Here is a 13,080-nt window from a genome sequence, read left to right on the forward strand (position 1 = left end):
GTTTAGTCAGCTTCCGTGCCATCATATTTATGCGAAGGTCTCCCTCGGACCTCGCTTTCATTCATCCTTGTAGAAAGCGTTTGGCGATTTCGCGCGCGTCCCGTGAATACGTCCCAGCATTGATTTCCGCCTTCAAGGCGTTAATCTTCTCCAGGCGCTCCGGATGTTTCACCGGTTCTTCAAACCGGGCGCGGGCTTCGGCCGATATCGATAGTTGGTCCGTTTGGCGTGTCAGCTCGGGCTTCGTCTCAGGTTGCGTTTTCTTCTCATAAGTGTTCGGTAAGTGTACCCACTTTGCAGAATCGATGCGCATACGTGTCCCCCCTCTTCTCAGTTGTTAGTCCAAACGATAAGCGCGAACGCTTTGTTTCGTGACGGTGGCTTGTAGCCCTTTCAGTTCTTGCTGCATGTCGGTCTGACAACCCGCGCATACCTTTCCTTGGTTCGTCGGATTGCCGCAGCGCACGCAGGCGATGTTCAGAGACGGGTTGTCCTTGATGATCAAGCGTCCTTCATGGATATATCGCGTGATATCAAGTTCGGAGACGCCTGTCGCTTCGACAAGGGCCCCGATCGTCGTCTGTTTATTGGCGGGTTCGCGGATGAAGTCCCGGACTTTCAAGAAGTTTTGGAAATCGACTTCCGCGCAGGATGGGCAGTAAGGCGAGCGGCTTTGTTTCATGAACAGCCGTCCGCATGTTTGACAAGTTGTTGCTTCCACAGTCATTCACCTCTGCCCTTTATATCGGACGCATTTTTAATTTGTTTAGCGTCCGGAACAGGCAAACGGCAGAAACTTGTTCCACCCCGGCCCGGCGCAGGGTGAGCGCCGCTTGATGCAACGTCGTCCCGGTCGTATAGACGTCATCGACGAGGACAATTTTGCCACAGCGCGGTAACCGCTGTACAGTGAACGGGTTCGCACGGTGCCGCCTTTCTTCTTTCCCAAGTTCGCGCTGACTTGAAACCTCGGCTTTCACGAGCGTCCGTTCCATCGGTCCGATCAATCGGGCGAGCACCTCGGCCTGATTGAAACGCCGCGTCCGTAACCGCTCCTCGCTGAGCGGGATCGGCACGTAGACGACATCCGGTTCTCGCAGCTGCCTTAGTACCGGGCGCATCTGATTGGCCAGGACGACATCACCGCCGAACTTGTAGCGGTGGAGCCAGTTCACACCCGCCTCGTCATATAGGTAGAGCGAGCGCACGGTCAAATCGAGACCGAGGGCAAGCCACCGGACGCAATCGTCGCATGTCGCCCCGTCCTCGGTCGGATGGCCGCAGCGCGGGCAGCCCGAGATGATCGGGGTCAATCTCCCCTCGCAGTCCGGGCAGACCCAGTCCCGTTTTAAGAGCGTCGCCGGGCTCCACGGAATAGCGAACGGTTTTCGGCAGACGAGACAGTTCATCTCCGGTTCGCCTCCTCGATCTCGCGGATGGCCCGGTCTTGCCGGAACGTGCGCTCGTGGTAGAAGAAGACGACATCCCCGGTCGGCGCGGTCGGTTTCCGACCGGCCCGCCCTGCCATCTGGACGAGGGCGCGGGACGAGAACAAGGCGTGGCTGCTGTCGAGGACGGCGACGTTGACCCCGGTCACGGTCATGCCCCGCTCCCAAATCGACGTCGCGAGCACGATCCCGTTCGTCGCCTCGAGCCATTCGAGCGTATCCGTCCGCTCATTGGTATCTGCCGAGACGGCCTGGTAGCCGAACCCGTTCGCCGCGAGCAGTTCCCCATAACGGACGAGGTCCGGCTTCGTCGGGACGAACAACAGGCGCGGCGTCGACTCATGGCGCTGACAGAAGTCGAGGATGACTTGCCCCGTCTCACGGACGAGTCGCGGCACCGGCAAGTCGTGGCCGTGATAGCGGCGCGATAGATGCACGGTCGGGAACTGGCGCTGCCAGACGGTCGGCGTCGCCGTCACGAACAAGAACAGGCCTTTCCCGGCTCGGCGGAGCGTCCACCAAAGTGCCAAATCGAAGGCGAACGGAAAGGCATCAGACTCATCGACGAGAACGTAATCGAACACATATCGTAAGTTCACGAGCAGCGGCGCCGTCGCGACAGTGATCATCCCAATCGTGTCCTTGTCCCCGCCCCCGTAGCGCCGGGTGACCGGGACGGAGAAGGCGGCCTCGAGCCGGTCGACCCATTCGATGGCGACGTCACGGCGCGGCGAGACGATGAGGACACGCTTCCCTTCATTGACGACGCGCGCGATGACCGGGAATGTCATCTCCGTCTTCCCGGCTCCGCAGACGGCATGGACGAGCCCGCTCGTCCGAGATTCCCACCAGGTGAGCAACTGCCGGCTGATGTGTTGCTGGTCGGTCGACAGCTCGAACGGCATGACGAGTTCCGTCGGTTCGACCGGTGTCGTGATGTCTTCTTCCCCGAGACGGTCGCACTGACAGACACGGCCGAGATGGAGGCAATTCCGGCAATAGCGGCACGCACCGTGGTGGCACGTGAACGAGCGGGTGTCCGCGCTCAGACAGCGTTGACAGATGCCGAAGCGGATGGCGGGCGTGCCGGTCGGAGCGATGATGAGTTGTCCCAATACAATCAGTCCTTTTTGAATGAGGATATCATGTGAGAAGCCGTCGGACATGAGGCGTTGTCAGCATGTAGCGGCACCATTCCCGTACGGAACCTGAGCCAATTGCGACTTACGACCGAGGCGAACGGTGCAACATCTCTTTTATACTAAGCGTAGTCCAATAATTGGAAAGCAGGTGTCCGATGCACAAACGACCGCTTCATAACGTCTTGACCGTACTCGGAATGATGGCCGTGTTCTGTCTCGGTTGGTGGGTGTGGTATGTGCTGAACGGCAGTGAGGCGGCCGAACAACGAGCCGTCCGAGCAGCCGAAACGTATGTCGACAAGACGTATCCCGAGATGGAACTCGTCGTGACCGACGTGACGTACTTATCCCTGTACGATGCGAAGTATTACGTCTTGTTCGCGTCCCCGTCCCATGTCGAAGCTGAGTTGTGGGTGCGCGTCACTCGAGCCGGAGACGTCGTGGACGACAATATCGGGGATGTCGCGAACGTCTCACGGTCATTGGACCGACGCGACGCCTTCGACTAACACCTATAATCAAAAAACTCGCCAGACGATTTCGTCTGGCGAGTTTTTCTCGTTATGCGTTCCGTTTGTAGAACATGATCGCCTCATACGCCCGGAGCGACAAGGTCGTCCCGTCGAGCTGCGGCACGTCATAGTTGTGGCTGACGACCTCGGCCTGCGAGAAACCTGCCGGGATCTCATACGTCGTCTCAGGGCCGTAGAAGTTGGCGACGACGAGCACTTCCTCGTCTTCCGTCTTCCGCGTGTACGCCCAGACGTCGAGCGCGTCCGGTGTGAGGAACGTATAGTCCCCGTCCGTCAACACGTCGAACTCTTTGCGGAGCGAGATCAAGTTCTTGTAGTGGTAGAACACCGAGTTCGGGTCGTCGAGCGCCGTCTCGACGTTGACGTCCGGATAGTTCGGCGCCACATTGATCCACGGCGTCCCGCTCGTGAAGCCGGCGTGCGGCGTCGCGTCCCACTGCATCGGCGTCCGCGAGTTGTCGCGCGACTTCTGTTTGATGGCGGCCATCATGTCCTCGTGCGACACGCCCTGTTCGCGTTTCAAGTTATAGGCGTTGAGCGTCTCGATGTCACGATACTCGTCGAGCGAGTCGAAGCCTGGGTTCGTCATGCCGATCTCCTCGCCTTGATAGATGTACGGTGTCCCTTGGAGGCCATGGAGCACGGTCGCGAGCATCTTCGCGCTCTCGACGCGATGGTCGGTGTCGTTGCCGAACCGGCTGACGACGCGTGGCTGGTCATGGTTGCACCAGAAGATGGCGTTCCACCCCTTGCCGTGCATCCCTTCCTGCCACGTCGACATGATGTCTTTCAGTTGGACGAAGTCGAACGGGGCGGCGACGAACTTTTCGCCGTTCGGATAGTCGACTTTCAAGTGATGGAAGCTGAACGTCATGCTGAGCTCGCGCTCGTCCGGGCTCGAGTAGCGGACGCAGTGGTCGAGCGTCGTCGATGACATCTCGCCGACCGTGATGACGTCATGCCCGTCGAACACCTCGCGGTTCATCTCTTTCAAATATTCATGGATGCGCGGCCCGTCCGTATAGAACTTGCGGCCGTCCGAGTCGTCTTCCGGGAAGTCCTGCTGCTTCGAGATCAAGTTGATGACGTCGAGGCGGAACCCTTTGATGCCTTTGTCACGCCAGAAGCGCATCATTTCATAGACGTCCTCGCGCATCTGCTCGTTCTCCCAGTTCAAGTCGGCCTGGGTCACGTCGAACAAGTGGAGATAATATTGGCCGCTCTTCTCATCATACTTCCAGGCGTTGTCGCCGAACTTCGACTCCCAGTTCGTCGGCTCGTCGCGCCAGATGTAATAGTCGCGGTAGCGCTCGTCGCCGGCGAGCGACTTTTGGAACCACTCATGCTCGGTCGACGAGTGGTTGACGACGATGTCCATCATGAGCCCGATGCCGCGCGCCTCGGCCTCGCGGACGAGCTCGTCAAGATCGTCCATCGTCCCGTACGACGGGTCGATCGCGTAATAGTCGCTGACGTCATAGCCGTTATCGTTTTGTGGTGACTTGTACACCGGCGTCATCCAAATGTATTCGATACCGAGCTCGGCCAAATAGTCGAGCTTGGCCGTCACGCCTTTGATCGAGCCGGTGGCATTGCCTTCCGGGCTATAGAAGCTTTTCGGATAAATTTGATAGACGACAGATTTGCGCCAGTTTGATGGTGTCATAGATGTAGTCTCCTTTTGTAAGAGTTTTCATTTGTACAGGAAAAGGGGAAGAACCTCCGTCCCTCCCCTTGTCAGTCATCTTCTTATGCGACTTTGTTTTTCTCGATTTCGCCTTTTTCATGTAACGTTTCGACAGAGCGATCGTCAACACGAACGGTATGACGAGGGTGATGACCATCCCGACGATGAAGATAAGAATCTTATCGGTGAAGATTGACAGGAATCCAGGAAGACCCCCGACCCCGACAGCGAACGCTTAGACGTCGTTCAACGTGATGAACACCGCCGCGACGGCCGGCTCGGTAATCCCGAAGAATGCCGAGATCGATGACGTTGAAGCCATACTCTTTTGTTTGGCGTCATGTTTGAACACGAGGAACATCGCGAGTGCGGCTGCACCTTGGGCGATGTTCGACAAGGCGAGCATCGGCCAGAGGAACGTCCCGTTCGTTTCCGCGATGAGCTGCAAGTCAATCGCGAGGAACAAATGGTGCATCCCCGTGACGACGAGCGGTGCGTAGAGCAGACCGAACAGGAGTGCCCCGACGACCGGTACCGGTTCGAACACGTTGACAATTCCTGTTGCGATCACGTTACCGAGGCCACGTGTGAGCGGTCCGACGATCGCGAGCGCGAGAAAACCGGTGACGACGATGGTCGTGATCGGTACGACGAGCAATTGAATCGCGTTCGGGACGTGTTTTTTCAAAAACATCTCAATATGGCTCAAAATGAAGGCCGCTGCCAAAATCGGAAGAATCTGACCTTGATAGCCGACTTTCTCGATTTCGAACGAGCCGAGGATGTTGAACGTCGGGATGTCGCCTTCAAGCGCCGCCTGCCCATAACCCCAGGCGTTCAAGAGGTCCGGGTGGACGAGCAAGAGACCCATGACGATCCCGAGCACTTCGCTGCCGCCGAACCGTTTCGTCGCCGACCAACCGACGAGCGCCGGGAGGAAGACGAACGCCGTGTTCGCCATCATGTTGATCAGGTCCCAAAGTCCTTGCAGGTTCGGGTACGCCTCGATCAGCGTCGCGTCATCGATGAACAGCCCTTCCGACGCGAGCAAGTTGTTGATCCCCATCAATAGACCGGCGACGATGATGGCCGGGATGATCGGCATGAACACGTCAGAGAACACTTTGACGAGTTTTTGGAGCGGGTTCATCTTCTTGCCGCCGGCCGATTTGACCTCGGCGACCGTCGCCGCTTCGAGCCCGGCGAGTTTGATGAATTCGGCATAGACGCGTTCGACGTCACCGGCCCCGATGACGACTTGATAGACACCCTAGTTTTCGAATGCCCCTTTGACGAGATCAGCTTCTTTCACTTTTGCTTCATTGACGAGCGATTGGTCTTTCAACGAAAGACGGAGCCGCGTAACACAGTGTGCCGCTTTGTCGACGTTATCCTTGCCCACGATGGCTTCAAGGATATCCGCGGCGATTTGACGATAATCTGCCTTCATATTTGTTGGCCTCCTTTGTTTGAAAGCGTTTGTTGAAAACGGTTACTTATGAGTACAAACAAAGTTTAACTTATATAGACGAGTTCTGTCAATAACTTATCTATATAAGTTATGCGTGACAAATTCGTGACAGGCGTTCACTATTTTTGTTCCTTCTCCCCTCGATTCAAAACGAAAAAAAGACCCCTTCGCAAGAAGGGGCGTTATCGGCGCGCCACGTCACTGAACTGAAACTTGTCGAGCCGGTGCCGGGACTCGGTATACTCGAACTGTCTGCCCTCATAGAGGAACGTGTCGTTCGTGATGACGATGACGTACTCGTAATCGTGGAGGTCGAGCCGCATCCGGTCGAGCTCGGTCACATCCTCGGCCGCGATCTTCCGCTTGGCGTAACTGATCTGGAGCCCGAGCTCATGCTCGACGTACTCATAGATCGAACGGGCAGCGATCTCTTCCGTCAGTCCCGGAACGAGGTCTTTGACGAAATAATTCACGTCTAGGATGACGTCCTCCCCGTCGAAGTTCCGGACCCGTTCGATCCGGTACATCCGCGTCCCCGGCTCAAGGTTCATCCGGTCGGCGAGCCAAGTCGGCGCCTCGATGTCCTCAAACGAAGCGACCGACGTCTGGATCGAGCGGCCGAGCAAGGAAGCGTACACTTCCGAGAAGCTGACGATGCCGTTGAATTGGAACTCGATTTGGTCGCGCCGGAGCACGAAGACGCCTTTCCCGTGATGCTTCCGGACGTACCCGTGCTCTTGGAGCAGGTCGAGCGCTTTCCGGACCGTGCCTCGGCTCGCCTCATACTCATGCATGAGCTCGGTCTCGGATGGCAGCTTCGACTCCGCCGCATATTCCCCGGTCTTCATCCGCTCGGCGAGGCGCTCATAGATTTGACGATATTTGGCCACAGGCTCACTCCTCTCTATCGAAAAAGACGACCGGATGGCCGTCTTTTGTTTACCACTCGCGGCGATACCACGTGATGCCGATCGCACCAGGTCCAAGGTGTGTCCCGATGACCGGTCCGAAATGACCGCCCGTGACATGGGCCTGTGGGAATTTCTGTTTCATCGATGCGATCTCCTCGGCCTGACGGTCCGGGCAGTTAGCGTGGATGATGCCGATACAGTAGCCTGCACCGTCGCCCTCGATCGATTGTTCCATCATCTCTTCGATGCGGCGGACCGCCTTCTTGTACGTCCGAATCTTTTCGAACGGGACGATCAACCGGTCTTGGAAATGCAACACCGGCTTGATTTGAAGGAACGATCCGACGAGCGCCTGTGCCGCGCTGAGTCGTCCGCCTCGTTGGAGGTGGTCGAGGTCATCGACGACAAAGTACGCACGAATCAACTCGCGCATCTTTTCAAGGTGAGCCATGATCTCCTGTGCCGACGCGCCTGCGTCACGCAGATGAATCGCTTCTTCGACGAGGAACGCTTGAGGCATACATGAGATCTCCGAATCGAACGCGTGGACGTTGACGTCGACCATACCGTTCAAGGCGATCATCGACTGGTACGTGCCGCTGATTCCGCTCGAGAGGGTGATCGCGATCACATCCGTCACCTCGTCCGGCAAACGTTCAATCAATTCGATTGTTTCCCCGATGCTCGGTTGGGAAGTCGTCGGCAAGTTCCCTGCCTCGATCCGGTCATAAAACGTCTCGGTCGTGATGTCGACGGCTTCGCGGAATGACTCCCCGTCAAAGATCACGCTGAGCGGGGCGACGTGGATGTCGTGCCGCTCACAAAATTCGGCCGGCAAATAAGCAGTACTGTCGGTCAAAATGGCTATGTTTCCCATGCTATATCCTCACTTTACATCGTTTCGTTTTCCAATTGAATGTGGATTCCATTCCATATTGTAGCATAAAAACGATGTATTGCATCGGTAGAGGTCAAATCTCAACCCATCCGCGGCGGATCGCATCGACGACGGCTTGCGTCCGGTCGTTCACTTCCATCTTGCGAAGCACCGACGAGACGTGGTTCTTGACCGTCTTCTCGCTGATGAACAACATGTCGCTGATGTCGCGGTTCGAGCGGCCCTCGGCGAGCAAGTGCAACACTTCGACTTCACGACGCGACAACAATTGGTAGACCGGATCGTCCGTGCGGTTCTCGACGTTACGGCCGGCCTGTTCGCCTTTGAATTGGAGCAAGCGACGGTATTCCTTCAAGACGTTCGTCGTCACTTTCGGGTGCAGGTACGCCCCGTCTTTCGCGACCGATCGGACGGCCGAGATGAGTTCAGTCGAAGCCACTTCTTTGAGCAGGAAGCCCGATGCGCCCGCTTCGAGCGCGTGCGTGATGTACGACTCGTCGTCGTGAATCGACAGGATGAGGACACGCGTCTCTGGTGACAGCACCGACAATTGTTTCGTCGCCTCGATCCCGTTCAGTTCAGGCATGTTGATATCGAGAATCAAGATCTCCGGCTTATGGTCGGCGGCGATGCGAATCGCCTCGGTGCCGGTCCGTCCTTCGGCGACGACCGTGAATTCGTCCTCTAAATCAAAGATCCGTTTCAAGCCTTCTCGAAACAGCTCATGGTCATCCACGATCGCGATGCGTGTTTGTAATTGTTCCATCTGGATACTCCCCCTTGTTCTTGTCTTACGTGATCGGAATCGACATGCGGACGACCGTCCCTTTGCCGACTTCCGAATCAATGGTCATGCTTCCGTTCACAAGCTCGATCCGTTCCCGCATTCCAACGATCCCGAACGACTCCTCGCCAATCGTGCTCGGCACGAATCCGACCCCATGGTCCCGTACATGAATATGTATCGCGTCGTGCGCTTGCTCGACGTTGACGATGATCTCCGCCGTCTTCGAGTGTTTGATCGCGTTTTGGACGGCCTCTTGGACGAGCCGGAACACGTTGATCTCCAGTTTCTCAGGCAATCTGGCCCGAGACCCCCGGTAGTTGAGCCGTGTCTTGATGGTCGTATATTCCTCGGTCTGGTGGAGGTATCGTTCGAGCGTCGGCAAGAAGCCGAGGTCGTCAAGTGACATCGGACGAAGGTCGTAGATGAGCCGCCGGACGTCGACGAGCGCCCCGCGGATGAGGCGTTTCAGCTCGTGCAGTTCGGCGAACGCCTCGTCTTTCCCGCGCTTGTCGAACGTCTTCTCGATCAAATCGGCTCGAATCAAAATATGAGCAAGCGATTGCGCCGGTCCGTCGTGCATCTCACGGGCGAGGTGGCGCCGTTCCCGTTCGGCCGCCTCGAAGACGCTGATCGCCATCTCTTGTTTCTTCATCATGTCGGAGTACTCTTGTTGCAGGTCGTCCCGAAGGAAGTTCAGCACGACGGAGACACGGCTGACGAGTTTGTCGGCCCGTTCGATCGTGTCCTCGAGGACGAGCAGGCGGCGTTCGAGGTCGTTGCGACGCTGTTGGCCGGCCATCTCTTCTTTTTGGATGAGAAAGCGCTCGAGCTGCATTTGGTTGGCGCGTTCATACGCCTCTCGAATCTCTTGCTCGCTATGTATATGAAACTTCTTGCTCACTTGGACGAGTTTGTTCTTCGTCGCTTTCACGAGCAGGTCGAGTCGTTCCGACTCCTCGATATAAAACTCGATCTTTTGCGTCAACTCTTTCAGTTCGTTTTGAATCAACGAATACTCGTTGGCCGAACTCTCGGTAATCCGGACGATCTCCTCTTTACTTTCCGTCACCGTATCAATCATATTTGTTATGATATGTTCTAAAGCTGTACGATCGGTAATATGATTCACGATGCCATCCCCTAATAATTCGGTAGTAAGTCTTCATCTATTCCTATTATCGACTGCGGAACGTTCGTTTACAGTAAAAAATGGAGGCTCTCCTTCCCATTCGCCGCACCAGGCGTTGACGCCTACTTGAATTTTAAAAAAAATATTCAAAAATAGAAAGGAGAATTTTCAGAAATGTCTACTGAACAAAATTATACTATAAAACAAGACGGAGAATACGAGGTCGTCATTCAAAAGTCAAAATTTATCGCCCACTTCAAACGGGTCACCTCTGAAGCAGAGGCGCAGGCGTTCATCCAAGCCATCAAGAAAGCGCATTGGAGCGCCAATCACAACTGTTCGGCCTATATCATCGGCGAGCGGAACGAGTTCCAAAAAGCGAACGATGACGGCGAGCCGAGCGGGACGGCCGGGCTGCCGATGCTCGAGGTGCTCCGGAAACGCGAGTTGAAAGACACGGTCGTCGTCGTCACCCGCTACTTCGGCGGCATCAAGCTCGGTGGCGGCGGACTGATCCGCGCATACGGCGGCACGGTGAGCGAAGGACTCGACGCGATCGGCATCGTCGAACGCATCCCGATGCAACGCTTGACGCTCACGGTCGATTACGGCTGGATTGGCAAGGTCGAGAACGAACTGCGGCAATCATCGTACCTCCTCGACGACATCGTCTACGCGGACACCGTCACGTTCCACATCTCGGTGCCGGTCGAAGAGACCGAGGCCGCAATGGCATGGCTCGTCGATTTGACGAACGGACAAGGGGGACTCGAGACCCAGGACCAGCGCATCATCGAACGTGATTTTGTGCGGTAGGTCACGTATACTAAAGGAAACGAATGAAATGAGGAGACGACATGGAACAAGACTCCCGCAAGAAACGCCCCGTGTGGAAGATCGTCCTGCTCGTGCTCGGCCTCGTCCTGTTGATTGGCGGGTCGGCCTTCGGCTACTTCGTCTTTAAGGCGAACGAGACGGCGGAGAACACGAACAGCGAGCTGACACGAGGTGACAAATCGGACCGTCGGGAAGAGACGGTCGACCTGACGAAAGATCACTTCTCCGTCCTACTCGCCGGCGTCGATGGCGGTGCCTCGCTCGAGGAAGGACGGACCGACTCGCTCATGGTGGCGACGTTCAACAAGGAATCGCGCCAAGTGACGCTCGTCAGCATCCCGCGCGACTCATACGTCGACATCGTGACGACGGACGGCGAGTTCAGAGACAAGATCAACCACGCCTACGCCTACGGCGGCATCGACACGACGATCGCGACGGTCGAGAAGCTGTTCGACATTCCGATCGACTACTACGCGACGATCAACTTTGACGGCATCGAGGATCTCGTCGATGCGGTCGGCGGCGTCGAGGTCGATGTGCTCGTCCCGATCTCGGGCCGGGCGACCGGTAACGTCGAGCTCGAACCCGGCGTCCAAATGTTAGATGGAAAAGAAGCACTCGCCTACGCGCGCATGCGCAAGGACGACCCTGAAGGGGACGTCGGACGGGCGAAACGTCAACAGCAGGTGCTCGAGGCCATCATCAACGAGGCGACGACGATCAATTCGTTCACGAAGCTCAACCGGATCATGAATGCGGTCGGCGATAACATCCGAACGAATATGTCCTTGTCCGAGGCGTCACAGCTGCAGCCGTATACGAAGTCGCTCCGCTCGTTCAACCAAGAGACGCTCGCAGGCGGTGACTTGACGCTCGGCGGTGTGTATTACTACGAACTCGACCCGGCCGATTTGAGCGAGAAACGCACGCTCTTGAAGAGCGAGCTCGGCCTGCCGGTGACGGCGGAGGACTCCGAGACGGAGACGGATAATGGCTTGATGGACACCGAAGAGGGGTTCAGCGAGACGACGACGTACTGATACCAAAAAACGACCGGGGACGCGTGTCCCCGGTCGTTTTCATATGGTCACATCAAGCCTTCGGCCGGCCGAGCAGGCGTCGTGATGTCTGGATGATCGGCTTATAGTTCGGATGGATCAACTCGGTCGATTCGACGATCAGCTCGACGACGATGAGCACGATGACGAACGTGATGATCGCTCCGAGCATCGTCGTCTTCGCGAACAGAATCGAGGCGATACCGAAGAAGAACGTCATCCCGTACATGAGCAGAACGGCCTGCCGCGTCGTGAAGCCCATGTCGATCAACTGGTGATGCATGTGCGACTTATCGGGCGACATCGGCGGACGGCCTTGCACGAGCCGGCGGACGATCGCGAAGATCGTGTCCGAGATTGGCAGACCGAGCAAGAGTACCGGCACGACGAGCGAGAACAACGTCACGTTCTTGAACCCGATGAGCGAGAACACGGCGAGCATATAACCGAGGAAGAGCGCCCCGGTGTCTCCCATGAAAATCTTCGCCGGATAGAAGTTATGGACGAGAAAGCCGAGCGTGCTCGCCAGGAGCAACAAGGCCATCATCGTCAAATAGACGTTGCCTTGGATGATGGCGAGCAGGGAAATCGTCCCGAGGGCGATGCTTGAGACGCCCGCAGCGAGCCCGTCGAGCCCATCGATCAAGTTGATCGCGTTCGTGATTCCAATCAGCCAGAGCACCGTCACCGGGATGCTCCATGAACCGAGATAGAGTTGCTGGTCGAACGGGAGGTTAATCAATTCGATGCGCATACCGGCGTTCAAGACGATGACCGTCGCGATCATCTGCCCCATCAGCTTGACGCGGGCCGTCAACTGGAACCGGTCATCGATGAAGCCGGTCAAGATGATGACGACCGCCCCGATCAAGATGGCATCGTTATATCGACTCGTCGGCAGCAACAAGGCGTAGCCGATGAAAAAAGCGATGAAGATGGCGAGGCCGCCGATCCGTGGCATCGTCCGTAAATGTACTTTTCGGGCGTTCGGGTGATCGACCGCTCCGATCAGAAAAGCAAACCGGCGAACGAGCGGCGTGATCAAGATGGCCATCACAAAACTGACCAACATGGCAATCCATAGCATGGGCCAACGTTCCTCTCTCATAAAAAAATAGACTCTGGCGAATTATAGCATATTTCCCTTGAGGCGAGACGTATCAGAAATGTTACAAC

13 protein-coding genes and 1 pseudogene are annotated in these 13,080 nt (G+C 56.6%); 3 read left to right on the top strand and 11 right to left on the bottom strand.

Going from position 1 to position 13,080, the window contains the following annotated elements:
• Window positions 1–61 precede the first annotated feature (61 nt).
• Genes KNP06_RS00800 through KNP06_RS00815 form a run of 4 tightly spaced genes read right to left on the bottom strand, consistent with a single transcriptional unit; the run spans window position 62 to window position 2,563 of the window.
• The gene (locus KNP06_RS00800) at window positions 62–313 is read right to left on the bottom strand and encodes a flagellar biosynthesis anti-sigma factor FlgM (protein ID WP_034778628.1); all 252 of its coding nucleotides are present in this window, start codon (window positions 311–313) and stop codon (window positions 62–64) included.
• A 24-nt stretch (window positions 314–337) separates the two neighbouring features.
• A complete protein-coding gene (locus KNP06_RS00805; RefSeq protein WP_138859037.1) occupies window positions 338–682 on the bottom strand; it encodes a flagellar protein in 345 nt (114 codons plus the stop codon).
• 58 nt (window positions 683–740) lie between these two features.
• Window positions 741–1,409 (bottom strand): ComFC family protein, encoded by a 669-nt coding sequence (locus KNP06_RS00810; RefSeq protein ID WP_214711611.1) that lies wholly within the window; start codon window positions 1,407–1,409, stop codon window positions 741–743.
• Window positions 1,406–2,563: a helicase-related protein gene (locus KNP06_RS00815; protein ID WP_214711613.1), complete on the bottom strand. Its 1,158-nt coding sequence runs from the start codon at window positions 2,561–2,563 to the stop codon at window positions 1,406–1,408. The genes KNP06_RS00810 and KNP06_RS00815 overlap by 4 nt, the downstream gene beginning before the upstream one ends.
• A 182-nt stretch (window positions 2,564–2,745) precedes the next feature.
• On the opposite strand from KNP06_RS00815, the gene KNP06_RS00820 reads away from it, so the two are divergent.
• Complete coding sequence (locus KNP06_RS00820) at window positions 2,746–3,099, top strand: hypothetical protein (protein WP_214711615.1); 354 nt, start codon at window positions 2,746–2,748, stop codon at window positions 3,097–3,099.
• A 52-nt stretch (window positions 3,100–3,151) separates the two neighbouring features.
• On the opposite strand, the gene treC is transcribed toward KNP06_RS00820, so the two are convergent.
• From treC to KNP06_RS15445, 6 genes and pseudogenes are all read right to left on the bottom strand, one after another.
• Complete coding sequence (treC, locus tag KNP06_RS00825; RefSeq protein ID WP_214711617.1) at window positions 3,152–4,789, bottom strand: alpha,alpha-phosphotrehalase; 1,638 nt, start codon at window positions 4,787–4,789, stop codon at window positions 3,152–3,154.
• 112 nt (window positions 4,790–4,901) lie between these two features.
• Window positions 4,902–6,260 (bottom strand): annotated as a pseudogene (locus KNP06_RS00830) (PTS transporter subunit EIIC); the annotation flags it as partial.
• Window positions 6,261–6,463: 203 nt separating this feature from the next.
• The gene (gene treR, locus KNP06_RS00835) at window positions 6,464–7,129 is read right to left on the bottom strand and encodes a trehalose operon repressor (RefSeq protein WP_052090231.1); all 666 of its coding nucleotides are present in this window, start codon (window positions 7,127–7,129) and stop codon (window positions 6,464–6,466) included.
• 91 nt (window positions 7,130–7,220) lie between these two features.
• Window positions 7,221–8,069: a DegV family protein gene (locus KNP06_RS00840; RefSeq protein ID WP_214711619.1), complete on the bottom strand. Its 849-nt coding sequence runs from the start codon at window positions 8,067–8,069 to the stop codon at window positions 7,221–7,223.
• Window positions 8,070–8,163: 94 nt separating this feature from the next.
• On the bottom strand, window positions 8,164–8,856 hold the full coding sequence (locus KNP06_RS00845) for a response regulator transcription factor (protein ID WP_034778646.1): 693 nt from the start codon (window positions 8,854–8,856) through the stop codon (window positions 8,164–8,166).
• Between the two features lie 25 nt (window positions 8,857–8,881).
• On the bottom strand, window positions 8,882–10,006 hold the full coding sequence (locus tag KNP06_RS15445) for a sensor histidine kinase (protein ID WP_205729356.1): 1,125 nt from the start codon (window positions 10,004–10,006) through the stop codon (window positions 8,882–8,884).
• Window positions 10,007–10,180: 174 nt separating this feature from the next.
• Between KNP06_RS15445 and KNP06_RS00855 the strand changes: the two genes are divergently transcribed.
• Both KNP06_RS00855 and KNP06_RS00860 read left to right on the top strand, forming a co-directional pair.
• Window positions 10,181–10,822 (top strand): YigZ family protein, encoded by a 642-nt coding sequence (locus KNP06_RS00855; RefSeq protein WP_214711621.1) that lies wholly within the window; start codon window positions 10,181–10,183, stop codon window positions 10,820–10,822.
• Window positions 10,823–10,863: 41 nt separating this feature from the next.
• Complete coding sequence (locus KNP06_RS00860; RefSeq protein ID WP_214711623.1) at window positions 10,864–11,886, top strand: LCP family protein; 1,023 nt, start codon at window positions 10,864–10,866, stop codon at window positions 11,884–11,886.
• Window positions 11,887–11,938: 52 nt separating this feature from the next.
• Here KNP06_RS00860 and KNP06_RS00865 read toward each other — a convergent pair whose 3' ends face one another.
• Window positions 11,939–12,991 carry a glycosyltransferase family 4 protein gene (locus KNP06_RS00865; RefSeq protein WP_214711625.1) on the bottom strand — a complete coding sequence of 351 codons (1,053 nt, stop codon included), beginning with the start codon at window positions 12,989–12,991 and terminating at the stop codon, window positions 11,939–11,941.
• Between the last annotated feature and the right edge of the window lie 89 nt (window positions 12,992–13,080).

Origin of the sequence: Exiguobacterium sp. s21 (assembly GCF_018617975.1) — a bacterium.
In the GTDB taxonomy this organism is placed as follows: domain Bacteria; phylum Bacillota; class Bacilli; order Exiguobacteriales; family Exiguobacteriaceae; genus Exiguobacterium; species Exiguobacterium mexicanum_A.

Coding starts and splice junctions, on each gene's coding strand:
- KNP06_RS00855 (WP_214711621.1), top strand. CDS start 10,181: ATGTCTACTGAACAAAATTATACTATAAAACAAGACGGAGAATACGAG.
- KNP06_RS00845 (WP_034778646.1), bottom strand. CDS start 8,856: ATGGAACAATTACAAACACGCATCGCGATCGTGGATGACCATGAGCTG.
- treC (WP_214711617.1), bottom strand. CDS start 4,789: ATGACACCATCAAACTGGCGCAAATCTGTCGTCTATCAAATTTATCCG.
- KNP06_RS00805 (WP_138859037.1), bottom strand. CDS start 682: ATGAAACAAAGCCGCTCGCCTTACTGCCCATCCTGCGCGGAAGTCGAT.
- KNP06_RS00800 (WP_034778628.1), bottom strand. CDS start 313: ATGCGCATCGATTCTGCAAAGTGGGTACACTTACCGAACACTTATGAG.
- KNP06_RS00810 (WP_214711611.1), bottom strand. CDS start 1,409: ATGAACTGTCTCGTCTGCCGAAAACCGTTCGCTATTCCGTGGAGCCCG.
- KNP06_RS00820 (WP_214711615.1), top strand. CDS start 2,746: ATGCACAAACGACCGCTTCATAACGTCTTGACCGTACTCGGAATGATG.
- KNP06_RS00840 (WP_214711619.1), bottom strand. CDS start 8,069: ATGGGAAACATAGCCATTTTGACCGACAGTACTGCTTATTTGCCGGCC.
- KNP06_RS00865 (WP_214711625.1), bottom strand. CDS start 12,991: ATGCTATGGATTGCCATGTTGGTCAGTTTTGTGATGGCCATCTTGATC.
- KNP06_RS00860 (WP_214711623.1), top strand. CDS start 10,864: ATGGAACAAGACTCCCGCAAGAAACGCCCCGTGTGGAAGATCGTCCTG.
- treR (WP_052090231.1), bottom strand. CDS start 7,129: ATGAAGACCGGGGAATATGCGGCGGAGTCGAAGCTGCCATCCGAGACC.